General features: G+C 45.9%; 19 protein-coding genes and 1 tRNA gene. 5 read left to right on the forward strand and 15 right to left on the reverse strand.

Features of this window, described 5'->3' with window-relative positions; all coding sequences use genetic code 11:
• Position 1: 1 nt before the first annotated feature.
• The 4 genes from pulA to rnr form a co-directional block, all read right to left on the reverse strand.
• Positions 2-1,906, reverse strand: a complete 1,905-nt coding sequence (gene pulA, locus T491_RS0101495; protein WP_036915088.1) for a type I pullulanase — start codon at positions 1,904-1,906, stop codon at positions 2-4.
• A 12-nt stretch (positions 1,907-1,918) separates the two neighbouring features.
• Positions 1,919-4,132 (reverse strand): glycoside hydrolase family 97 protein, encoded by a 2,214-nt coding sequence (locus tag T491_RS0101500; RefSeq protein ID WP_028902309.1) that lies wholly within the window; start codon positions 4,130-4,132, stop codon positions 1,919-1,921.
• Positions 4,133-4,136: 4 nt separating this feature from the next.
• Positions 4,137-6,830, reverse strand: a complete 2,694-nt coding sequence (locus T491_RS0101505) for a 4-alpha-glucanotransferase (RefSeq protein ID WP_028902310.1) — start codon at positions 6,828-6,830, stop codon at positions 4,137-4,139.
• A gap of 123 nt (positions 6,831-6,953) precedes the next feature.
• On the reverse strand, positions 6,954-9,095 hold the full coding sequence (rnr, locus tag T491_RS0101510; protein ID WP_028902311.1) for a ribonuclease R: 2,142 nt from the start codon (positions 9,093-9,095) through the stop codon (positions 6,954-6,956).
• A 106-nt stretch (positions 9,096-9,201) separates the two neighbouring features.
• Between rnr and T491_RS0101515 the strand changes: the two genes are divergently transcribed.
• The 4 genes from T491_RS0101515 (at position 9,202) to T491_RS0101530 (ending at position 12,195) form a co-directional block, all read left to right on the forward strand.
• A complete protein-coding gene (locus T491_RS0101515; RefSeq protein WP_028902312.1) occupies positions 9,202-10,197 on the forward strand; it encodes an NAD(P)-dependent oxidoreductase in 996 nt (331 codons plus the stop codon).
• Complete coding sequence (locus tag T491_RS0101520) at positions 10,188-11,144, forward strand: phosphatase PAP2 family protein (protein WP_028902313.1); 957 nt, start codon at positions 10,188-10,190, stop codon at positions 11,142-11,144. Before T491_RS0101515 ends, T491_RS0101520 begins: the two co-directional genes overlap by 10 nt.
• A 150-nt stretch (positions 11,145-11,294) precedes the next feature.
• Complete coding sequence (greA, locus tag T491_RS0101525) at positions 11,295-11,762, forward strand: transcription elongation factor GreA (RefSeq protein WP_028902314.1); 468 nt, start codon at positions 11,295-11,297, stop codon at positions 11,760-11,762.
• Between the two features lie 40 nt (positions 11,763-11,802).
• The gene (locus tag T491_RS0101530) at positions 11,803-12,195 is read left to right on the forward strand and encodes an HIT family protein (protein ID WP_028902315.1); all 393 of its coding nucleotides are present in this window, start codon (positions 11,803-11,805) and stop codon (positions 12,193-12,195) included.
• On the opposite strand, the gene T491_RS0101535 is transcribed toward T491_RS0101530, so the two are convergent.
• Complete coding sequence (locus T491_RS0101535; protein ID WP_028902316.1) at positions 12,196-13,293, reverse strand: mannose-1-phosphate guanylyltransferase; 1,098 nt, start codon at positions 13,291-13,293, stop codon at positions 12,196-12,198.
• A 154-nt stretch (positions 13,294-13,447) separates the two neighbouring features.
• Between T491_RS0101535 and T491_RS0101540 the strand changes: the two genes are divergently transcribed.
• Positions 13,448-13,532: transfer RNA gene (locus T491_RS0101540), tRNA-Leu, on the forward strand.
• 297 nt (positions 13,533-13,829) lie between these two features.
• Here T491_RS0101540 and T491_RS15430 read toward each other — a convergent pair.
• The 10 genes from T491_RS15430 to T491_RS0101595 form a co-directional block, all read right to left on the reverse strand.
• Entirely contained in the window at positions 13,830-14,150 is a 321-nt protein-coding gene (locus tag T491_RS15430) for a hypothetical protein (RefSeq protein ID WP_051522909.1), read from the reverse strand.
• A gap of 338 nt (positions 14,151-14,488) precedes the next feature.
• Complete coding sequence (locus tag T491_RS0101555; protein ID WP_028902318.1) at positions 14,489-15,454, reverse strand: hypothetical protein; 966 nt, start codon at positions 15,452-15,454, stop codon at positions 14,489-14,491.
• A gap of 21 nt (positions 15,455-15,475) precedes the next feature.
• A complete protein-coding gene (locus tag T491_RS0101560; protein WP_028902319.1) occupies positions 15,476-16,003 on the reverse strand; it encodes a hypothetical protein in 528 nt (175 codons plus the stop codon).
• A complete protein-coding gene (locus T491_RS0101565) occupies positions 16,000-16,386 on the reverse strand; it encodes a helix-turn-helix domain-containing protein (RefSeq protein ID WP_231480155.1) in 387 nt (128 codons plus the stop codon). Before T491_RS0101565 ends, T491_RS0101560 begins: the two co-directional genes overlap by 4 nt.
• Positions 16,387-16,479: 93 nt before the next feature.
• Entirely contained in the window at positions 16,480-17,121 is a 642-nt protein-coding gene (locus tag T491_RS0101570; protein WP_028902321.1) for a hypothetical protein, read from the reverse strand.
• A 6-nt stretch (positions 17,122-17,127) separates the two neighbouring features.
• The gene (locus tag T491_RS0101575; RefSeq protein ID WP_028902322.1) at positions 17,128-17,511 is read right to left on the reverse strand and encodes a hypothetical protein; all 384 of its coding nucleotides are present in this window, start codon (positions 17,509-17,511) and stop codon (positions 17,128-17,130) included.
• Positions 17,512-17,514: 3 nt separating this feature from the next.
• Entirely contained in the window at positions 17,515-18,783 is a 1,269-nt protein-coding gene (locus tag T491_RS0101580; RefSeq protein WP_028902323.1) for a site-specific integrase, read from the reverse strand.
• A 263-nt stretch (positions 18,784-19,046) separates the two neighbouring features.
• Positions 19,047-20,702, reverse strand: coding sequence for a transporter substrate-binding domain-containing protein (locus T491_RS0101585; RefSeq protein ID WP_197018771.1), 1,656 nt, complete (start codon positions 20,700-20,702; stop codon positions 19,047-19,049).
• Positions 20,703-20,844: 142 nt separating this feature from the next.
• A complete protein-coding gene (locus T491_RS0101590) occupies positions 20,845-21,489 on the reverse strand; it encodes a hypothetical protein (protein ID WP_028902325.1) in 645 nt (214 codons plus the stop codon).
• On the reverse strand, positions 21,486-22,694 hold the full coding sequence (locus tag T491_RS0101595; protein ID WP_028902326.1) for a hypothetical protein: 1,209 nt from the start codon (positions 22,692-22,694) through the stop codon (positions 21,486-21,488). The genes T491_RS0101590 and T491_RS0101595 overlap by 4 nt, the downstream gene beginning before the upstream one ends.
• Positions 22,695-22,699 lie beyond the last annotated feature (5 nt).

Genomic DNA, 22,699 nt, shown 5'->3' on the forward strand with positions numbered 1-22,699 from the left:
TTTAATCGTGAAGGATTAAAGCCGACTGAGGATCGACAATGGTCTTGGTGCCTGTGATGGTGCCGAGGCCGTTCTCGTTAATGTTGCCATCGCAGCATACGACAGTGTATCTGCCGTCAGGGATGGTAATCTCTACAGGCTCCTTACTGCTATTAAGTATCACGATGATATTACGCCAATCGTCGCGCCCAGCATAGTTCTTTAGACGGAATGCCACTGTACTCTCAGGGGTGTCGATAAACTCCAGATGCTTGCGTACCAAGTCGGCATTGCCTAAACGGAAGGCTGGGTGATGCTTGCGGAGCTGAATGAGTTGCCTATAGTAATTGAATACTTGTGGATACCGTTTGAGATTCTCCCAGTGCAACTGGTTGATGCTGTCGGGTGATTCGAAACTGTTGTGTACTCCTTTTTTATTACGCAGCAACTCTTCACCACAGAGCATAAAGGGAACACCCTGCGAGGTGAATACTGTTGTCTGAGCCAGCAAGTCGAGCTTGATGAGTTCCTCGGTACTGATGCCAGGTATGCTGGAACGTAGGCGATCGACTAAGCACATATCATCGTGGCAACTGACGTAGCTGATCATCTGTGTAGGTTCTATGGCCCAGGGCTTCTGACTGTAATTCACTTTGGTCATATCTACCTGAGGATGGCAGATAGCACCAGTAATTCCGAATTTGATGCTCTCTTTGTTACCAGGTAGTCCAGCTAAGAATGCTGGTTTAGTATCGTCGCTGAACGGACCGCGCAGTGCATCGCGTATCTCGTCGCTGAAGGCAGCGATGCCGGGCATCTCTGTGATGTTGGCTTTCATGGCCAATTCCTCTTGTGGATAGGCGCAACTTCCTGCACTCCATCCTTCACCATAGATAAACAGACTGGGGTCGATGGCATCTACAGCCTTACGAATCTCGTTCATTGTCTGGATGTCGTGGACACCCATCAGGTCGAAACGGAATCCGTCGATATGATATTCGTTGATCCAGTATTTCACACTCTCTATCATAAACTGGCGCATCATCGGTTTGTCAGAGGCGGTTTCGTTGCCGCAACCGCTGCCATTGCTATACTGACCATCGTTAGTCTTGCGATAGAAATAGTCGGGATAGGTGCGCTGGAAGTTGGAGTGCTCGATGTCGTAGGTGTGGTTGTAGACCACGTCGAGAATCACACGGATGCCTGCCTTGTGCAGAGCCTGTACCATCTGCTTGAACTCATTGATACGAACCTCTGGTTGATAGGGATCTGTAGCATAGCCGCCCTCGGGTACATTGTAGTTCACTGGATCGTAGCCCCAATTGTACTTATGGTCGCTCAGGCGAGTTTCATCAACTGAACCGTAATCGTAGCTGGGCAGGATGTGGATGGCGTTGATACCTAATTTCTTGAGATGTTTGATAGCCCATGGCTCAGTCAATGCCATGAACTTACCAGGATATTTGGCATCCTTGCGGTTGATTGAGAAATCGCGGTGGTGCATCTCGTAGATAACCAGGTCGGCGGGGGATTTCAGCACGGGATGCTGGTCTTTGTCCCATCCTTCAGGATTGGTTTTCGCCAGATTGATGATGGCGCCGCGCAGACCATTGACGCCAACAGCTTTGGCGAAAATACCTGCGCACTCGCCTTTGCCTATATCGAAGGTATAGAACTTACCCATCAGGTCGCCCTTGATGGTCGCAGTCCAACACTCGTTGCCCGTCTTCTGCATTTTGGCGGTTTTGATAGCCTTACCACCCAGTCCGTCTTTATAGATGCGAACGGTAATCTGCTTGGCGTTGTTGGGGGCAAATAACTGAAACTTGGTTTCTTTAGGAGTGTAGTCAACCTCCTTGAAAGTCTGTGCTACTGCCTGTTGAGACAGTAGCATAGACAACAATCCTGCGAAAATCAACTTTTTCATGCGTTTTGTTTTTTATTTTGCCATCAGTGATACAGCAAATCCACCTCCAGGGGCTTCGGTCACCTTTAGAACATCGCCCTTCTTGACGACACGCTTTGTGATGGTGTAAGCCTGAGGATTCTTTTCGTAGTGTGCATCCTTAGCATCGGCATAGATGGTACAGTCGTACTTCTTACCTTTATCCAGGAAATCAAGTTTTATCTGGGTCTTGTGCCCGTTCTCATCGCATTTGCCACCAATGAACCAGTTGTCGGTTCCCTTGGCCTTACGGGCTACAGTAATGTAGTCGGCTGGTTCTGCTTCCAGATAGATACTCTCGTCCCAGTCGCAAGCTACATCACGGATGAATTGGAAAGCATCATCGTACTTCTCATAATTTTCGGGCAAGTCGGCTGCCATCTGGAGTGGCGAGTACATTGTCAGATAGAGTGCTAATGAGCCTGCAAGTGTGATGCGTGCCCATGAGTCATTATTGCTCCACTCTTTCAGCTTTGTTACAAAAATACCTGGCGTGTAATCCATTGGTCCACCCTGCAAGCGGGTGAAGGGCAGGATACAGGTGTGGTCGGGGTTAGAACCGCCGAAAGCTTCATACTCGGTACCACGGGCACTCTCACCTCCTACGAGGTTAGGCCATGTACGACAGAGACCGGTAGGACGGGTAGCTTCGTGTGAGTTCACCATGATATGGTGGTTGGCAGCTTCCTTAATCACGTAGAGGTAGTGATTGTTCATCGACTGTGAATAGTGATGATCACCTCGTGGAATGATATCACCAACATAACCTGTCTTCACAGCGTCGTAGCCGTATTTGTTCATGAGTTCGAAGGCCTCTTTGATGTGTCGCTCGTAGTTCTGGGTTGAACTCGATGTCTCGTGGTGCATTAGCAGTTTGACACCTTTTGAGTGGGCATAGTCGTTCAGCATCTTGATATCGAAGTCGGGATAGGGAGTTACGAAATCGAAAACATCGCGTTTCCACATGTTAGCCCAGTCTTCCCAACCTACGTTCCATCCTTCTACAAGAACTTCATCGAGGCCGTTTTTGGCGGCAAAGTCGATATAACGCTTAACCTTCTCATTATTGGCTGCGTGACGACCGTTGGGCTTGACTTTCGTCCAGTCGATCTGGTCGAGTTTGATGCTGGGAAAATCGTCAGTGTAGTTCCAACTGCTCTTGCCAACAATCATCTCCCACCATACTCCACAGTATTTAGTGGGGTGAATCCATGAGGTGTCCTCTATCTTACATGGTTCATTCAAGTTCAAAATCAGGTTGTTTGATAACATGTCGCGAGCATCGTCGGATACCATCACCGTGCGCCAGGGTGTCTCACAAGGTGTCTGCATGGCACCCTTCAGTCCGGTGGCATCAGGTGTCAGATGACTGACGAAGGTGAATGGCTTCGGCAGTGGGAAACGTGAAGGCGCTGGGTTGGGGGTATAGGCATTTGAAAAACCTTTCAATTCCTGTGAGAGTTGTTTGGTTTCAGCATCAACCAGTTCGAGATGCATAGTGGCATAGTCCTGACAGGCTGCTTCGTGGATGTTGATATAGAGACCGTCGTCGCTCTTCATTTGGAGGGAGGTCTGTACACCCGTCTCAGAGAATACGGCTACCGATGAGTTGTGCCAGTTGACAGCCTTCCTGAAACGTGCACGGATGCCCGAGAGTTTGGTCTCTTGAGTCACCTGCTCTTGTGTGTCATAATCACCAGGCAGCCACCAGGCAGTATGGTCACCGGCCATGGCAAACTCTGTGCGCTCTTCTTGAATGAGGAAATAGTTGAGCTCTTGTTGCTGAGGGAACTCGTAACGGAATCCGATACCATCATCGTACACACGGAAACGAATCACTATCTGACGTTTGGTAGCAGGCTGTGATAACGTAGCTGCGAGTTCGTTGTAGTGGTTACGGATATTTTTTGTTTCACCCCAGACAGGTTGCCAAGTCTCGTCGAATGTTGAGGTTTCCTCCTTGGCGATAGCAAAGCCGTCCATCAAGTCGGTTTCTTTGGGCCACTTTGAGGCGTGATGGTCCTTGGCCAATTCCAATCCGAGATGCGAAGGCTTGATGACAGGGCGCCCTTTGTAGGTCATCTCGTAGACGGGACGTCCTGTGTTATCTACCGAAAACTTTAATTCGATATGGCCGTTAGGCGATTTTACGTTGCCGGCAATGGCCATTATAGGCAGCAAAGCCAGAGATAAGAGTAACTTTTTCATTTTATTATTTTCTTCCGCTTTGAATAATTAATGTGCTGATTTCTTCGTTGAAACGATCGGCCTGCAGCAACTGCTCTATGCTCAGATGCATGCGGTAACGCCAGTAGTGACGTGGGTTGGCTGGGATGTTGATGCGCTCAGCGTTCTGGTCGGGGAGTCGCAGATTCTCATCAATACTCAGCCAATCCTGTAATGAGAGCAGACAGAGCATTGAGGGTGAGGTGAGATGGCGGCTCACAATATCCTTAGCCAACCAGCCTGGCAGTGGATGAGGTGCGGCACCACCACGATGGAGCATCGAGTTGTAATAACTCTGTGTCTGTTCTTCATCTTCATCCCACCATTGGCGCAGGGTCGACATATCGTGTGTTGATATGGTGTCGACAGAACGGTATGGGTTGTGCTTCAACTTGCCGAAACGGGTTGTAGGATCTTTTGGCATCGACTGGATTTCCAGACTCAATATGCGCAGCTCGTTCATCACCCAAGGAACACAGTCGGGTACCATGCCAAGATCTTCGGCACAAACCAGCATACGGGTGGCCTGCGTCAGACGAGGCAGTTTCTTCATCGCTTCGGTGTACCAGAACTGGTTGTTGCGACGATAGAAGTAGTCGTTGTACAAACGATTGAACACGGCTTTGTCGTTGTCCCATAAAGCCTCATAGATGAAGTCGTTCTGTACACCGATTCTTGGGTGGAACTTATCGTCGTTTTTGCGGTCACGCACAAAGAGTACATCACTGATAAGTGCGTAGAGACCGTCGCGCATGTTGGCTAATGCGGTTATATCACTTCCTTCGACAGCATGCTCTTTGTACCAGGCTTCAACCTTGCGCTGGGTATCGAATGCGGGCTTCATCTGCCAGATGTCGTCGTGGGCGTGATTCAGGAATGTCTCCTTTACATATTGTGCCTGTTCGCCGAATATACGTGCCAGCGTCCAGTCGGCAATGAATGGCTTGGTGAATAGCTCTTCTTGGAAATGCAGTCCATAGGCCTCAATCTCCTCGCGGGTCATGCCGAGTGAAGGTGAGAATTGCCCTAATAGTCCGTGAACGGCGTCGATAGGAATCTCCCAGATACGGAAGAATCCTAAGACGTGGTCGATACGGTAGGCATCGAAGTACTCTGACATCTTACGGAATCGGCGAACCCACCATGAGCAGCCATCTTCGAGCATGGTATCCCAGTTGTAGGTGGGGAATCCCCAGTTCTGACCGTTGGCCGAGAAGGCATCAGGTGGGGCACCAGCCTGTCCGTTCAAGTTGAAATATTTGGGTTCTACCCATGCCTCTACACCATCGCGGCTGATGCCGATGGGGATATCGCCTTTCAGCACGACGCGTTTCTCTCGGGCATATGCATGGGCTGCATGCATCTGCTGGTCGAGATTGAACTGTACGAAGTACCAGAAAGCCACCTCTTTATAGAGTTTTGTGGTCGACTTGCTCATAGCCTCGCGTTCTTTCTCGGGCAATGTGTGGTGATCGGGCCAGTCTTGGAACGTGGCTGTGCCATAGAGATCACGATAATAACAGAAGGCAGCATATGGTACCAGCCATTCCTTATTCTGCTCGAAGAACTGCTTGAAAGCTGCGGTCTTCATGATTTTTGCTCCCTCCTGAACATAGATGGCACGCAGATAGTCCATCTTGGCATTGTTCACGCGCTCATAATCTATTTGTGGCAGGGCGTTGAGAGTCTTTTGAAGGACCTCGTACTCTTTGCGTAACTTCTCGTCCTTGAGCTGTGGCAACTGTCGCAGATCGGTATATTGTGGATGCAAAGCGTAGATGCTGATAGAATTATATGGATATGAGTCCTGCCAAGTATGGGTGATGTTGGTGTCGTTGATGGGTAATACCTGCAGCACACGTTGCTTGGTTTTATCACACCAGTCAATCATCATTTTCAGGTCGCCGAAGTCGCCTACGCCGAAACTGCCTTCAGAACGCAGTGAGAAGATGGGGATAACAGTTCCTGCACCTTTCCAGGGATAGACAGGGAAGTAAGCCTGCGAGAGCTCGTAGACCACAACTTCGCCCGATTCCATTGGTGGCAAGGCGATGGTACGGTTCATGCCATTCTCCCAAAGTGGAGCGTTGTCAAATTCTTGGCCAAGAGAAACAAATTTAAACTCGAATGTGCTTGACAGTTTGTCGGCATCCAGACTGATGACCCACTCGTTGTTCTCGTGCTCAACCATATCGATGGCACGCTTGGCCTCCCAGCAGCCTAAGGCTTCACCGCCGCCAATGAGGGCCAGGCGCTCGTTGTTGCGCAATTGTGGAGCTCGTACCTTCAAGCGTACAGTCTTGCTGTATGTGGTCTGCGCGCTGAGCTTTTGCTGTCGGGCTGCGATACACTCTGTGAAGGCGGTAGAATACATGTACGAGTCCTCTGGAATATCAAGCCAGTGGTCGTAGACAGTGTACTTGGCGCCTCGTGCAGCAGCAAATTCCAAACGGTGTGGAATCACCAACCACTCATGTCGCAGTTCCTGCTCACCACGCATCAACGTATAATAATAGTCGATGTGGGCGCTGGTTTTCACCGCCTTACTCATCTCGCACATCCAGTGCAACCCGTCAAGGGTCGTCATCTTGTGCTGTTCCGTCTTGCCATCCGTTAGGATGTTCAGTGCCAGTTCCTCTCCGAAGGTTGTCTGGTACTCGAGGTTGAAATTGATCTTCATACCAATTGTCTTTAGTTATTTTTGGCAAAAGTACGAAAATAACCCGTTCGGTGTTTCCAAACGGGTGTGTATTTGATGGTTTCTCGATGCAAACGATTGCATGGTGACCTGTGCGATATGTCGTTAATCGTCGGCAAGGGTGAAATCCAACTGTTTGCGTTCCAAATTGGCTCTTGCTACTTGGATGCGGATGGGATCACCCAACTGATATTTAGTATGATGACGCCTACCGATAATCATGTAGTTTTTCTCATCGAAATCGTAGTAGTCATTACCAAGGTCGCGGATGGGAATCATACCTTCGCAGTGGGTCTCATCAATCTGGGCGTAAATACCATACGACTGGATGCCACTGATATGGGCATCGTAGGTGTTGCCAATCTTGTCGGCCATAAACTCTACCATCTTATATTTAATAGAGTCGCGCTCGGCATTCTGACTGATCTGCTCCATGTCGCTACAGTGCTCACAAAACTCCTCGTATTTGTCTTTATTGGCCGAGCGGGCACCATCCTGATACTTAGTGAGCAGACGATGCACCATCATGTCGGGATAACGACGGATGGGGGAAGTGAAGTGTGTGTAGTAGTCGAACGCCAATCCATAGTGTCCGATATTATGTACACTGTATTTCGCCTTCATCATGGCGCGTAGTGCTACCGTTTCTATGGCATTCTGCTCGCGGGTGCCTTCGGCTTGTGTCATCAGCGCGTTTAATGATTTGGTAATGGCGCCTTTGGTGCCAGCGGTTTTTACCTTGTATCCGAATTTTGCTACGAACTCACGCAAGTTCTCAAGCTTCTGTGGATCGGGCTGGTCGTGAATGCGGTAGGGGAGCGTCTTGGCTTTGATGCCCTTCTTTACACGTCCGATAGACTCGGCAACGGTTTTGTTGGCCAGCAACATGAATTCTTCAATCAATTTGTTGGCATCCTTTGATACCTTGAAGTATGCGCGGATGGGCTTGCCCGTTTCATCGATGTCGAAGTGCAGCTCCTCACGGTCAAATTTTACACTACCGTTCTTAAATCGAGCTTCGCGGAGTTTCTTGGCCAGCGCATCGAGTTTGAGCAACATTTCTGCGTTCTCGCCTTTTCCTTCTTCGATAATCTGCTGCACTTCTTCGTAGGCATATCGACGGTCACTCTTAATGACGGTATGAGCCAGGTGCCAGTCCTTGATGTTGGCTTCGTCGTCTAATTTGAAGATGACGCTGTAACATAGCTTCTCTTCGTCAGGTCGTAGCGAGCAGATAAAGTTACATAAACGCTCGGGTAGCATCGGAATGGTACGGTCAACCAGATAAATACTGGTGGCACGAGCATAAGCCTCCTTATCGATGGTGGAACCTTCCTTCACATAATGTGATACATCGGCAATATGGACACCGACTTCCCAAAGACCTTTGTCGGTATTCCTGATACTCAGGGCATCGTCGAAATCTTTAGCATCCTTCGGGTCGATGGTGCAGGTGAATACGTTGCGGAAATCTTCGCGGCGTGCGATTTCTTCAGGGGTGATAGTGGCTTCAATCTTTTCGGCAGCTTCCTCTACGTTCTTCGGGTATTTGTAGGGGAGGTTGTACTGCGCTAAGATGGCGTGCATCTCAGCGTTGTTCTCGCCTGTCTTTCCTAAAATGTCGACAACCGAACCGATGATGTTCTTGTGGTCCTGATCAGGCCATTGGATAACTTTGACCACTGCTTTATCGTCGGTCTTGCCACCTTTCAGCTTGCGTTTAGGGATAATGATATCGTGAACGAATGTTGAGTCGGGCGTGACAAGGAAGGCTATATCTTTCTCAACGCGCAGTTTTCCTACGATGGTATCATGGGCGCGTTTTACAATTTCAATGACCATCGCCTCCTTGATGTGCTTGTCGCGACGAGCCATCAGTGAAACCTTGACACGATCGCCGTCCATGGCCGACATAGAGTTGCGCTCTGCTACGAATACTGGTGTACCGCCATCTTCGGGAACAAACGAGTTGCGACCATTAGCTTTGCGGTGGAATACACCCTCCTGTACCTGTGTCTTTAGGTTCAGCCTGTAGGAGTTGTCGCTTACCTTAAGTAGGAAGTCATCCCATGCCATTTCTTCCATCACGTCGATGGCAAGCATTTTGAGTGGATGGGTATCGAATTTCAATACCTTGAATATTTGTTTGAATGAAAATGTTTCGTTTGGATTATGCTGGAACAGGTTCTGTAATAGCTCGCTCACCTGCTTCTTACCCAGTCGTTTTCCACCTTTCTTTTTACCCATAGCTTGTTATTATTAGTTTCTTTCGACTGCAAAGATAAGAAAAAAAAGGCACGGATTATACGGATTACAAAAAAAATTGTAACTTTGCACGCAAATTTCTGAAAATATGAAGATACTGATCACGGGTGCGAGTGGTTTTATTGGCTCGTTTATAGTCGAAGAGGCTGTTAGGCGTGGGTTCGAAACCTGGGCTGCAGTGCGTCGTAGCAGCTCGAAGGCCTATCTGCAGGATGAGCGGATTCATTTCATTGAACTCAATCTCTCGTCGAAAGCCCAACTCGTGGAGCAGCTACGGGATACGAATTTCGATTACGTGGTTCATGCGGCAGGGGTTACCAAGTGTCTGCATAAGCAGGATTTTTTACGTATCAATACCGAGGGAACCAAGAACCTGGTCGAATCACTTCTTGAAGTGGGTATGCCGCTGAAACGATTTGTGTTTGTGAGTAGTCTGAGTATTTTCGGTGCCATCAAGGAACAGCAGCCTTACGAGGAAATCCGTGAGACTGATACACCTCAACCCAATACAGCCTATGGTCGCAGTAAACTGGCTGCCGAGCAGTATCTGGAACAACTGGGCTCGCGCGTACCTTATATAATAGTGCGTCCCACTGGTGTATACGGTCCTCGCGAGAAGGATTACTTCATCATGGCCAAGAGTATCAAGCAACACTCTGATTTTGCGGTGGGTTATAAGCGTCAGGACATAACTTTTGTGTATGTGAAGGATGTGGTTCAGGCCATTTTTCTGGCGCTGGAAAAAGGACAGAACGGTCGTAAGTATTTCTTAAGCGACGGCAATGTGTATCAGAGCGAGACTTTTAGCAATTTGATTCACGAAGCGTTAGGACGTCCATGGTGGATTCGTATCAAAGCGCCCATCTGGGTGCTCCGAGTAGTGACTTTCTTCGGTGAATATGTAGGCCGAATGACGGGTAAGGTAACGGCACTAAATAACGATAAGTATAATATATTACGACAGCGCAATTGGCGGTGCGACATTCAGCCTGCTATTGATGAATTAGGCTACAAGCCCGAGTACGATTTGTCGCGTGGCGTGAAGGAAACGATTAAATGGTATCAGGATAACAAATGGTTGTAAAGAAACTTTTCGAGATAGAACGGAAACCCCGTAAAGGACTCCTGGCATTTGAATGGGCAGTGATGGCCTATCTGGCACTCACACTGCTGGTGATGCTGCTCACCTATACCAAGTTGGAGAATCCGGAGTCGATGCTCTGGGGACGTGGTCGTGTGGTGGCCTCTACACTGGCCCTCTGGGGGGTGTACAGACTGGTGCCCTGTCGTCTCACCATGCTGTTCCGCGTCTGTCTGCAACTGGCGCTGCTGTCGTGGTGGTATCCCGATACCTACGAGATCAACCGCATGTTCCATAATCTCGACCATGTGTTTGCAGGTATGGAACAACAGCTTTTCCATTGTCAGCCGGCATTGCTCTTCTCGCAGAAGGTGTCGAATGGCGTCTTCAGTGAATTGATGCATCTGGGCTATGCGTCGTATTACCCATTGATAGCCTTGGTGACATTCTATTATTTTCTGTACCGCTATCAGGAGTTTACCCGTGTGGCGTTCATCATTCTGGCAGCGTTCATGCTCTACTACGTCATCTTCGTGTTCCTGCCTGTCACCGGACCGCAGTACTACTATCTGGCAGCAGGCGTGGGAGAGATCGCTCAAGGCCATTTCCCTAACGTAGGTGACTATTTCGCGACGCATAGTGAGGCGTTGCCCATCCCTGGCTGGAAAGACGGCTTTTTCTATCAGTGTGTGGCCAGTGCCCATGCTGCCGGTGAGCGTCCAACGGCCGCTTTCCCCAGCAGTCATGTGGGCGTGACCACCATCCTGTTGCTGTTGGCCTGGCATGCCCGTAACCGCAAACTTATTTATACCATTCTGCCGTTCTATGTGTTGATGTGTTTTGCTACCGTCTATATCCAGGCGCACTATGCAGTCGATGTGATCGGTGGTTGGATTTCCGCCGTGGTTATCTATGCAGTTTTACTTTTTTTCTCGAAAAAATTTGTTTAATTCAAATTAATTACTTATCTTTGCAACCGATATAGTAAGGATAAGACATGATATAACCGAGGATTCCGACACTGTGTGAGTCGGGATTCTTTCTTTTTTGTTGAGTCCAAGTAGAATGGTAAAATTATAAATAGTAAAATTGTATATATTATGGCATACATGTCACAAGACGGCTACGATAAACTGATAGCCGAATTACATCGTTTAGAGGCAATTGAGCGCCCTAAGGCTTCGGCAGCTATTGCTGAGGCCCGTGAGAAGGGTGATTTGAGTGAAAATTCAGAGTATGATGCTGCCAAGGAAGCTCAGGCTCATCTCGAGGATAAAATCAATCAGTTGAAGATGACTATCGCCGATGCCAAGGTGGTAGATACCAGTCGACTGAGTACCGACTCTGTGCAGATTCTCTCGAAAGTAGAGATGACTAATATGACCAACAAGGCCAAGATGACCTATACTATCGTGAGCGAGAGTGAGGCAAACTTGCGTGAGGGTAAAATATCTATTCAGACTCCTATTGCTCAGGGTTTGTTGAACCATAAGGTAGGCGACGAGGTTGAAGTGAAGATTCCACGTGGTACCATAAAGCTGCGTATCGACAAGATTAGTGTTGGTTAAGTTGGTTAAGTGAACAGTGAATAACGAATAGTGAATAGTTATGGATATCTTTAGCAAGATTGCTGCTGGTGAGATTCCCAGCTACAAATGTGCTGAGAACGAAGAGTTCTACGCATTTCTCGACATTAATCCGCTGGTTGAGGGTCACACTCTGGTGATTCCCCGACGTGAGGTCGATTATATCTACGATATGGCTGACGACGAGTTGGCTCGTTATCAGGTGTTTGCTAAACGTGTGGCACAGGCTATCAAGAAGGCTTTCCCTTGTAAGAAAGTTGCTCAAGTGGTGCTCGGACTTGAAGTCCCTCATGCACACATCCACCTCATCCCTATGCAGAGTGAGGCTGATGTTGATTTTCGTCGTGAAAAATTGAAGCTTACTGAAGAGCAATTCAAGGCTATTGCTGAAAAAATACGTGGTGAGTTTGTGTGATCACACAAACTCATCGCCGTATTTAATCCTTACTTCATTGACATATTTCTTTACCATCGAAGAGTTGTCACTTTTCTTGCAGATAAGCAGGACTCCATCTTCTTCGGCTACAATGTATCCTTCTAAACCATTAAAAACGCCTATTTTTCCTTTTGGGAGTTTGATAATGTTGTTTTTGCAATCTTCCAATATCACCTCTGAATCCATAACTACGTTATCGTCGCTTACTTTGTGCATCACTTCATAGATAGCGTGCCAGGTACCTAAATCGGCCCATCCGAAGTCGCATTTCATGACGAATACGTTGTTCTCACTTTGCTCTAATATTGCGTAGTCGAGAGATAGGTTGGGGTAACGAGGATAGTTCTCGGCTACATACTTCATCTCGGTTTCATAAGTGTATTCCTGTACTTCATAACGCAGTTCGCGTAACACTGGTGGAAAAACTTTCTCGAAGGTGTCCAGTAGATGGAAGGCACTTGAAATGAAGATACCGGTGTTCCAGTAGAATTCGCCGCTTTCCATAAACATGCGTGCGAAATCACGTTCGGGTTTCTCGGTAAACGATTTTACTTTGTACACATCGGGCTTACAACTCAGATCGCCTAACTGGATGTAGCCATAGCCTGGTTCTGGGCGTGTGGGTTTTACGCCCATAGCCAGTAGTACATGATTCTCCGATACATAACCGATGCCTACATTAATACTGTTGGCAAACGAAGACTCGTTGAGTACCAACTGGTCACTAGGCGAAACGATGATGTTGGCGTTAGGGTCCTGATGATGTATACGCATGGATGCCCATGCTACACTGGGCGCCGTATTGCGGTGTATGGGTTCTACGATGAGGTTATGGTCGCTCAACTTTGGTAGCTGCTGTTTTACCAAATCTTGATATTCAGCGCATGTACAAACAAGAATATTCTCTTTGGGGAGTAGCTTCTCAAAACGGTCCCACGTCGATTGTAACAGGGTGCGACCAGTGCCAAACAGGTCGAGAAACTGTTTGGGGCGCTGTTCTCTGCTGACGGGCCACAATCGTTGACCGCGACCCCCGGCGAGAATCACGCAGTAATTTTTCTGATCAGTTATTTCCATTCATTAGGATTTTAGCATAATTCTATCAGCAAAGATACGAAAAATATATGATGTAAACAAGAAAAACAGAGTTTTTTTTCATTTTCTTTTGGTAATTCAAATAAAAGTCGTATCTTTGCACCCGCTTTAGGAGATTAATGACTTGAAATGTCAAGCCCAGATGGCGGAATCGGTAGACGCGCTGGTCTCAAACACCAGTGGAGCAATCCATCCCGGTTCGATCCCGGGTCTGGGTACCAAGAGATAAAAGTATCTCTTAAAGCAAAGCGCTGTAGGTCAATAACTTGCAGCGTTTTTTATTTTCTAAAAATTGCTTTCAAGGTGTACTAAAAGTGTACTAAGTGTTTTTAAAGTGTACTTTTAAGGGGTTAGCCTCAACAAAAAAAAGGGTGTAAGTGCATCCCTGCAGCCACACCCCAAACCAAAAGATAAGTTAGTTACAACTTATCGTGTGCAAATTTAATAAAAATATTGTTTCTCCGCTCAACTCTGGCTATTATTTTTAATTCCTCAATATTGCACCCTCTTGGATCTCGTTACAAATCCACCTCGCTCTCACTACTTGGAAATATATCATCTTTTGGGTTTCTTGATACGTGTGTTATAACAAGATCCTTACAGATACCTCCTAAATCCACATCAGCACTAACCGCCTGTTGCTTTGGTATTACATACTGCATCATACTAAGATACGCTGCAACCCTTTCTTTTGGCCTCATCGCTTTTAAGTCCTCTTTCATCTGCTCTCTGTCTTCGTTTAACAGGTCTGCAATAAACTCTTTCAATGATCCAGATACCTTGTTAGGCGTTCCCGCCTGCCTGCCGCCTGTCTTGGGCGTTCCTTTTGCTCTACTCATATCTACTTTAATCTACTTTAGATAAACTATATTTCTTTTCTGGCTCAACAAATCAAGGCTCTTTAACCGATCCATCAGTTTCTTGGCCTCCTTAGGGTATGTATGAAAGCGCCCACACAAACAAGTTATCATTGCACTCTCATAACTTTCTGATTTACCAAAGTGCTTTTTGTACCATTGGCAAAACTCTATTAACTCACTATCTGCTGTTACTTGGGTATTCTCTTGGATATTCATTTTTAAATAATTTAAATGCACACTTTTTTTAAATGATACCAAATTTTGGTAACAAACTACACCTTACTATAAGACAAAAGGCTGTTTTTGATATTGCACACTCATACATAAGCACCACTATTTTTTATCTCATCATCTAACTCTTTTATTAGATCATCTGAAATAGTAATATTGGCTTTGTGGGCTACCTCTTGGATTTTTGCTTTTAATCGGCTGTAGTTCTTTCTGTCGGCAAACACACCCGCTTGTTTCAACTCATCCAAAAAGCCCTCTATCTGGCTTGGATCTGTTTGGCTTATCAATCTTGCTACTAATACATCAAATGCATCTTTGGGGCTTTTAATCTCGCTCATAACATCTGTTTTTATTTGGTTTAACTTGGATATTGAAAAATAACTATCTTGGTAGTACTTAACCATCTTTCTGTAAAAGTCTGGCTCTGTCAGCGTTGAGGCTTTAACCTCTGGGACTGATAACTGATAAGGCAAACGCCCATTTAGTCTTGTTTCATATCTCAATAGGTTTTCAAGATCCTCTGGGTATTCCATCCTCTTTGTTGCTGCATCTGCTATTTTGTCATAGAAAGCAAACACTTTGGGTTGCTGCTTGCCTTTACCTCCATAGCGTATAGAGTTTGTTGATACTTGCAGCCTGTCAAATCTTGGCATAGTCCCTAATTTTGAAAGGTATTCCGCTACAGGGTGTTTCATAAGGTAGTTGGCGCCAAACTCAATGCCTGTTACATCAGCCTCACTTACCTGTATGTGTAATGCATCGGCCAACTTTTCAAGCGCTTGGGCTGCAGTACGTTTATTTAAGGGGTAAACGTTGCTACCAAACAGAAACTTTGGCAAACTACCGATAACAGACAAACCGCCTGCAGAAATAGATACTTTCAGCCCCTCAATACAACCAAAGGTTTTTACCTCGCCTGTTTGAATATCTGTTTGCAGTTTGGCACTATCCAGATAGTTGGCTATAGTGGGGTACTGTCCCCCTACTATAGTCCGATCTATCCAGAGTTTTACTTTATCATAGCCAGCCTCCATATATTTCTTTGTTACCAAATTTTGGGTACATCATACACATTATAACGCTTTTTGTGCCTGCTTTCTCAAAGCCTCCAAAGCCTCTTTAAAACCACCCATCAACAGCTGTTTACAATAGGCGCTTATCAGTACCTTTGCACCCTCCAATACAACCAACTCTATACTATTGGGTGTTTGGCTCTCTGGGGCTTGCTCGTTTTGGTGTATCAAGAATAAAAAGCCATCTTCTTTGTATTCAAAGAAAGGGTTTTGCCTATTGTCTTTGCTGTAGGTGGGCTTATCCAGAGGGTAGCCGTATGCAACCCCGCTTAATTTGCCATCCACAAAGTACTCTTTAAGTCCTGTAAAGTTTAGGCTTTTAATAGCCTGCAGCCTCATCGATGGTACATTTTCACCCTCTTTCAGTTTCTCCATTAAATACATTGAAATTTGCCCATCACGCCCTTTTAATTGATCCATTGGGGGATAATAGCCTGCCTGCTTTATGATCGTGAATTTGGGCGTTTTCTTGCCATTCTGGGTTGTGTTCACTAATTTGGCATAATAGCGTATGTTTGGGGTGTTCATTTCTTGCCTCCTTTCCTTGTTATTGTTTGGGCTTGCTGTTCCAATTCGTCATTGGTTGCAACCCTCTGGCTCTGCATCCACGCCTCTATTTCTTTTCTATTGAAAAAGCACATTTTCCCTGTAGGGCTTTTAAAGTGGGGGATCTGTCTGCCCATAGTCCACTTATACAAACAAGATTTTGAAACGCCCAAATATCTTGCAGCCTCATCACTTGTTAGCACCTCTTTAGTGCAAAAAATTGTGTTTGCCGTTATGAGGTCGGCCACCTCTTTCAATTCCTCTGTCATAACTCTTTTATATTGAGGTTGAGGCTTTCCAGAGGTGTGTACAAGTCCACCCCTATCTTTGCCATAGATCTCAACCATCTGGGGCTTGTACTCCATCCCATCGGGTCGTAAATCTGCTGCAAAGATAGAGGTAAAAGGAAACAAAACACCCTTACATTATACCGACATTAGGAAATGTAAGGGTGCAAATTATCTGCAAATATCATTTACTTTGTCATCGCCCTCTGGCGGGTTTAGTTCCTTGTTTTTGTAGTCGTTTACTGCTTGCTTTGCTGTAGCAAGTAATTCAGAGTGATTTGAAATTATTTCCTTATACTTTATCCAAGGCACTCTATTATTACTTGGTCTTATATTGAGGAAATCGCTTGTTTTATCCACAAAATAGCCATACAGGCTTGCTGTATCGTTCCATTTGTATTTGTCCCCATCTGTGCTAATAAGCCCCTTGCTTATTGCCCTTTTAAACAACTCTTTTGCCTTATCATTGTTTAATACCTCTGGTTTTGTTTGTTGAGGCTCTGGGGCTGTTTGTTCTGGCTCTGTTCGCTTTCCATCCCTCAATTTTATTAGTGCCTTTTTCCTTTCCTTATTCCATATATATATTTCAGATATAGCACCCAACTCTGCACCCTCTTGGCTGCTTTCTTGTACCATCTTAAGCATACTTGCATCGGCCTTTGCTATTTCTTCATCGATATAAGCCAAAAACTTTGTGGGCTGCTCATCTCTCACAAATACCGCTTGGGCTACAATCTGGCTTTGTAACCCCTCTCTAATTGCCTTTTGTCGATCTTGTGGCAATAGTTCTAACTCTTTTATAAACTCTTTCATCGTTCCCTATTCTGCTACTCCATCCACAATATACACTCTCTCTATTGCATCCATTTTTAAGTAAACATCGGTTTTCTTGGGGTTATAAAAAGCCAACCTCAAACAGCCTGTTAACTCATCAAGCCCTACAACCTCTTTTACCACACAATACCGCTTTCCATTTTGCTTTGATATAATTGCACACACCTTTCCTCTCATTTCCTCGATATGCCTGTAGATATGGAAAACGCCATCATCACACTCTAAGTCGTGTACTTTTAGCTTTTGCCCATCTTTTAGCCTTATTGGTGCCTCTGGTGCATCCATACAATCACCATCAACCCAAAATCTAACCTCATATTTGCTTAGATCCAGATCTGCAGGGTAGCTAACTTGTTGCTTTTTCTCCATACCTTAACCCTCCATCAGTTTGCTAAGTTCTGCCATCGCCTGCTTTTTCTGTTCATCTACAACCCTTGTATAGCGTTCTGTATATCTTAGGTTGCTGTGTCCCATCATTTCTTGTACAACTCTCACACTAAAGCCTTTCTGGGCTGCTGTAGCTGCCATATTAGTACCAAAAGAGTGCCTTGCACAATGCCACGTTATATGTTTATCAATCCCCGCTCTCTTAGTCCATCGCCTTAGGGCTTTAAGGCACATTGTATGGCTTGGTAGATCAAACACTAAGGCGTTTTTCTCTGCCGCCTCCATCTTGTCAGCAATCAAAGCCAACAGGCCATCTGTAAGGGGTAAAGAAACGCTGCTGTGTTTGCTGTGTCCTTTGGTCTTGTTCTGTTCATAAATTAGCACTCTGTTGGCAAAGTCAAAGTTTCCAAAGGTCAACTCTTTAATATCACAAAAGCGCATACCTGTGTACAGGCAAAAGATAAAAGCGTTTCTGATCTCTTTGTTTTCCCCTGTATAGTGGGTTTCCATCAGCTGCTTTTCTTCTTCTGGGCTTAGAAAGTCCTTAACCAAAACGCCCTCATCCACCATTATTGATATGGTTTTCCCCTCGCTATCAACAAAAGGCCTTTGGTAGTTTATATTGCACTTTGTTGCACAACTCTTAAACACTTTCTTAAAACGCTGATAAATGCTTTTAGCCCCCTCTCCACTACTCCTACTCTGCAGATACTCTGTGAAAGCCTCAACCATTTCACTATTTATCTGTTCTGGTCTTATCTCTGCTTGGTATCGGGTGTACTCTGGTGTATCTCTTAGAAAGTCCTTAAAACGCTGTAAGGCCATCTGTATCATTCTAACATCTTTCTTGGTGTATGCATCCAGATACTCTTGGAAATACTCCAAAAAGTTGATCTTGACTTTCTTCTGTAACCTATAGCCGTTTTCTTGTTCCAGAAGCTCTTGTTCTTTCTCCTGTCTTATCTTCTTTGCTAATAATAGGGTTTCTTTGTTGTGGTTTCTGTCTATCGGGCTTTTGGGCTTTGCAACCAAATATAAATTTAGGTTTTCTTTTCTTCTGATATGCTTAACCTTAAATTTGGGCGTGCCTGCCATCCTGCCACTCTCATACAATACAGGATCGCCAAACTCATCCAATACAGGCTCGCTTTCTCTACCTAAGTAATACTCCAGATAGAGGCTTATTTGTCCGTCTGATAACAACCTTTGCTCTAACCTTGGGTTGTCTTTGGTCTTGTTTTCTAACTTTGCCATAACTAACTTTTTATCTTTTGGTTTCTTTTTCTGGTGCAAAGTTAAAAAATATTTTCAAAAGGTGTACTATAAGGTGTACTAAATAATCTAAAATAGTACACCTTGGAGAAACTAAGTGAAAACATTGAAAATGTAAAACGCTGAAAATCAATACTTTTTGTTTCTCATTTTTTCAGATTTTTGCAGGGTTGTGTATCGGGTCTGGGTACCAAGATTCTTCAAAAGCAATAAGTGCTGTTGGTTTTATATCAGCAGCACTTTTCTTATCTCGGAAGTGTGAGAATGAACCGGGCACCGGGTGAGTATGTGGTGTCGAGTACCACATCGCCCCCCATGCGGCGCGCCAGACTGCGCGCCACGCTGAGTCCGATACCTGTACCGTCATAATAGTCGTCAAGCTGTACAAACTCCTCAAAAATATGTTCGGCCTCTTCGGCAGGTACGCCTATTCCGGTATCTTCAACGGCGAACTCTATATTTTCGGGTGTCACTCTGACATTGAGCGATGCTCGTCTTTCTGACGATTTTGTGGTGTATTTTTGTGCGTTATCCAGCAGACAGCTTAGTGCACTAACTGCCGATTCTATATTAGTCTTGATTCTGATGGTCTCGGCCTTGGGTGTTATGTTCATATTGAATGATAGACCTTGAGCGTCGCTTATGCAACTGGTGCTGACAGCGCTTCGGGCTATGTCTGCCGCTGTTGTCTCGTCGTTGCGCTCTATCACACTGCGGCTTCCAGCCTCGCTCAGTTCCAGCATACGGTTAACCAAACGGGTGATACGATTGGTGTTTTCAATGATATTATGACCTATTTGTTTTTTTTCTTCGTTGCTCAGGTCCATGTCGGGTGTGGTGATAACTTGAGTGAAGCCGCTCAGAATGTTCAGAGGTGTACGTATCTCGTGAGATATCTGCTTGATGAAGTTTTGTTTCATCTTGGCTGATTCCTCGGCTTTCTCACTGGCTGCAATCAGTTGGTGGTTAGTTTCAAGCAGTTCCTCATGGCTCATTTCCAAAATCTTATAGTTGGTTTCGAGCATCGCATTGGTCAACTTTAATTTGCGGCGAGAACGATACATCATACCTGTGTAGAGAATTAGGAACAGAGTTCCTACAGCAAACAGCAGATACCACATCCACTGGGGAACACGTGTTTCTACGCTATGTTTGAAGTTGTCGCCATAGATGCTGTCGATAATGCCTGCGGCCTCCATTCTGTCCAGCTCCTGATCGATGGCGTCAATCAGTTCTTTATTGTGGCTTACATAGCAGTATTCGCGTGGCTGCATGGAGATTTCTTCGGCCTGTAGTTGGTTCAGGTGGTAATGCTGAATAAAGTACTTGGCTTGGTAACTATAGCAGATGATGGCATCGTATTTGCCGATGGCCAGATTCTGAAAAGCCTCGTTTAAGTCGTAGACACGCACGCTTTTGCCGCCTTCACGTTTAATCAACTCTGTAATGGGACGTGAATTGAGAAAGGCAAGAGTCTTGCCTTTCAGGTTACGGAAGTCAAATTTTTTGTAATCTGACTTACGATATACCACCTGATAATACAGACGGAAGATGGGGTGGGAGTAGTGGATGCTGTCTTTGCGATAAGGCGAATAGACCATCATGGCCAGATCTGTCTCACCGTTCAGTACGTCGGACGCAACCTTTCCCCACAATGCGGGCACGTAATAGAACTTTAACCCGAGACGACTCATCAGTTCGTGGGTAAAGTCAACATCGTAGCCACGTGGTTTCCCATCACGCCCCACTGATTGTAGGGGGGCATAGTTGGCATCAAGGCCTATGGTTATGGGCTGCTTGAATGTGTATTTCTGATCTTTGGCTGCATGGGCAACCAAAGTAGAGACGCTGATAGCTAATAGTAGTATCAGCCGATGGGTAGTTAGTTTGCTATTCGTCATGTGAATGGTCATTCCTTTCTCTCTCTCGTTTCGGGTGCAAAGATAAGAATAAAAATTGGAAGTCTCAAATTTCTAAGATAAAATGTAAAATGTGCTACAGGCAATATCGCGTGCAGCACATTTATTTCATTTCTCGCACGCTTTATTCGATGACGTCAGGGATGTATGTAACTTCGATGCCGTCCTTTACAAAGATGGGCAGGCCCGAGTCGGTGTTTACGTATTCAATAGATAGGGTGACATCGCGAGGTCCCAGCATGCGACCATCGACTTCAAAAATCGATTTGTCGAGAATCACCGTGTTGCCATTCTTGCTTTTCAGCTTCTTGGTGAGCATGGTGTCGCCATACTTATAGGTAGCCTGGAAATAGCACTTTTCATTCAGTTCTACCTCGGCAGGTAACTCGATAGAATCGAGCAGGTCGTATTGGCTTTCAAAAACGCTACCCAACTTCTCATAGATAGTCTTAGGTGCATCGCTGGTATCCATAAAGTCGTTAGTCGACAGCCGCTTACTACTGATGAGTGCCTCCATACCTGTTTTGCGTATGTACTGTTTGCCCAGCATGAGCATCTGTTTCTTGGTTGTGAGGTTGAAAACCTTCACGGCCTGTTTGTCCTTTGCCCACTTAATGGCGTTCACATCACTGAAGGTGTCGCCCACTTTCACTTTCTTGCCGTTATTATAGGTGAGTGAAGCATCGTTGATGAAGAGCACCTTGTAGTTGTCGGCGCTGGCGTAGCTGAGCCACGAGGCCAGACATGTGAGTAAGAGTAATCTTTTCATTTCTTCTTGTTTTTATAGATGTTATACTTCTGCATAAATGTGTCGTAGAGAGAGTAGACAGTGGTAGGAACCCACATGTTGAATGCTAAGTCGAACCAGCTGGCTACCAAAGCGATAATCAGGAACACTGTGGCTGTACTGGCAAACGATAGCACGATGCTGAGCCAGGGATTCATGACCATTGATGAGAATGAGTGTCCCGAGAGATAGAATAGACCAATGATAATGTAGATGACAAACAGGATTGCCATGTAGGTCCAGTTGACAAGATGGGCGCCTTGAGTCAGGGCAATGTAGCCATTGAACAGAATGCTGGAGCCTGGCTGTGGACCAAGGAATGTGGAATGAACATCACTCTTGAAGTCGCCGATGATAACCAGTTTGTCGTCTATTTGTTCGCTCACCGACATTACGCCCATCTCGTCGAGGTCGAGCATGTCGGCGCTCAGATAGATATAGTTGCGTTCGCGTGCTTGCCCTTCCTCGTCAAGCAGACTGCCTGTCACACGGATAGGTAGCAGAAGCGTAGCACTATTCTGACATAGGCGTCCGTTGTCGGTATACCATAGTCCGCCCCAGTGCCGCTTGATAGTTGAGCCGCAACGGTCCTGATAGATCTTGAGGGCTACCGACTCATCATCGTCGTGTATGTATTGATAACGCGAGAAAGAGAGTGCCTGCCATGTAGTGGCATAGTCGGCATTTGAGGCCTTCCTGTAAAGGTTGCTGTCGCACATGACTGCCCCTTTGTGCTTTGGGATGACCAAGCGGTCCATCGATAGGATGGTGCTGAAGAGTGCCGAGTCGTATTCAGTCTCCATGCCTTCCTCGAAGAATACATCCATAAAGATGTAACGATAGTTGTTGGCAGCCTTAGCTTTGGTGAGAAACTCCAGTAACTTGCCGCGATCTGTAATGATGGTATTACCTACAGGAACCTCGTTCTCGGTGTAGGGGACAAGCATCTTGTCGTAGCACACGTTAATCATCAGAACGCTGTCGGGGATCTGACCAATCTGTATACCGAGGAATTTCTTGTAGTCGGTAATTTGTTTGAGTGCACCAGTCTCACCCGGCAGAGGATAGCCTGAGTTGCCCATCACGTAAGTGAAGATGATAATGACAGTGCTCGTGAGCACGGAGAGTGTGACAAGGTGCAGATGCTGGTGTATCCAGCTCGTTATGCATTTCCAAATGGCCTTCATGGGCT

It is taken from the genome of Prevotella sp. P6B4 (genome assembly GCF_000619985.1).
Lineage (GTDB): Bacteria > Bacteroidota > Bacteroidia > Bacteroidales > Bacteroidaceae > Prevotella.

Coding starts and splice junctions, on each gene's coding strand:
- T491_RS0101520 (WP_028902313.1), top strand. CDS start 10,188: ATGGTTGTAAAGAAACTTTTCGAGATAGAACGGAAACCCCGTAAAGGA.
- greA (WP_028902314.1), top strand. CDS start 11,295: ATGGCATACATGTCACAAGACGGCTACGATAAACTGATAGCCGAATTA.
- T491_RS0101570 (WP_028902321.1), bottom strand. CDS start 17,121: ATGAAAGAGTTTATAAAAGAGTTAGAACTATTGCCACAAGATCGACAA.
- T491_RS0101580 (WP_028902323.1), bottom strand. CDS start 18,783: ATGGCAAAGTTAGAAAACAAGACCAAAGACAACCCAAGGTTAGAGCAA.
- T491_RS0101595 (WP_028902326.1), bottom strand. CDS start 22,694: ATGAAGGCCATTTGGAAATGCATAACGAGCTGGATACACCAGCATCTG.
- T491_RS0101585 (WP_197018771.1), bottom strand. CDS start 20,702: ATGACGAATAGCAAACTAACTACCCATCGGCTGATACTACTATTAGCT.
- T491_RS15430 (WP_051522909.1), bottom strand. CDS start 14,150: ATGAGTAGAGCAAAAGGAACGCCCAAGACAGGCGGCAGGCAGGCGGGA.
- T491_RS0101515 (WP_028902312.1), top strand. CDS start 9,202: ATGAAGATACTGATCACGGGTGCGAGTGGTTTTATTGGCTCGTTTATA.
- T491_RS0101505 (WP_028902310.1), bottom strand. CDS start 6,830: ATGAAGATCAATTTCAACCTCGAGTACCAGACAACCTTCGGAGAGGAA.
- T491_RS0101500 (WP_028902309.1), bottom strand. CDS start 4,132: ATGAAAAAGTTACTCTTATCTCTGGCTTTGCTGCCTATAATGGCCATT.
- T491_RS0101530 (WP_028902315.1), top strand. CDS start 11,803: ATGGATATCTTTAGCAAGATTGCTGCTGGTGAGATTCCCAGCTACAAA.
- T491_RS0101535 (WP_028902316.1), bottom strand. CDS start 13,293: ATGGAAATAACTGATCAGAAAAATTACTGCGTGATTCTCGCCGGGGGT.
- rnr (WP_028902311.1), bottom strand. CDS start 9,095: ATGGGTAAAAAGAAAGGTGGAAAACGACTGGGTAAGAAGCAGGTGAGC.
- T491_RS0101590 (WP_028902325.1), bottom strand. CDS start 21,489: ATGAAAAGATTACTCTTACTCACATGTCTGGCCTCGTGGCTCAGCTAC.
- T491_RS0101565 (WP_231480155.1), bottom strand. CDS start 16,386: ATGGAGTACAAGCCCCAGATGGTTGAGATCTATGGCAAAGATAGGGGT.
- T491_RS0101560 (WP_028902319.1), bottom strand. CDS start 16,003: ATGAACACCCCAAACATACGCTATTATGCCAAATTAGTGAACACAACC.
- T491_RS0101575 (WP_028902322.1), bottom strand. CDS start 17,511: ATGGAGAAAAAGCAACAAGTTAGCTACCCTGCAGATCTGGATCTAAGC.
- pulA (WP_036915088.1), bottom strand. CDS start 1,906: ATGAAAAAGTTGATTTTCGCAGGATTGTTGTCTATGCTACTGTCTCAA.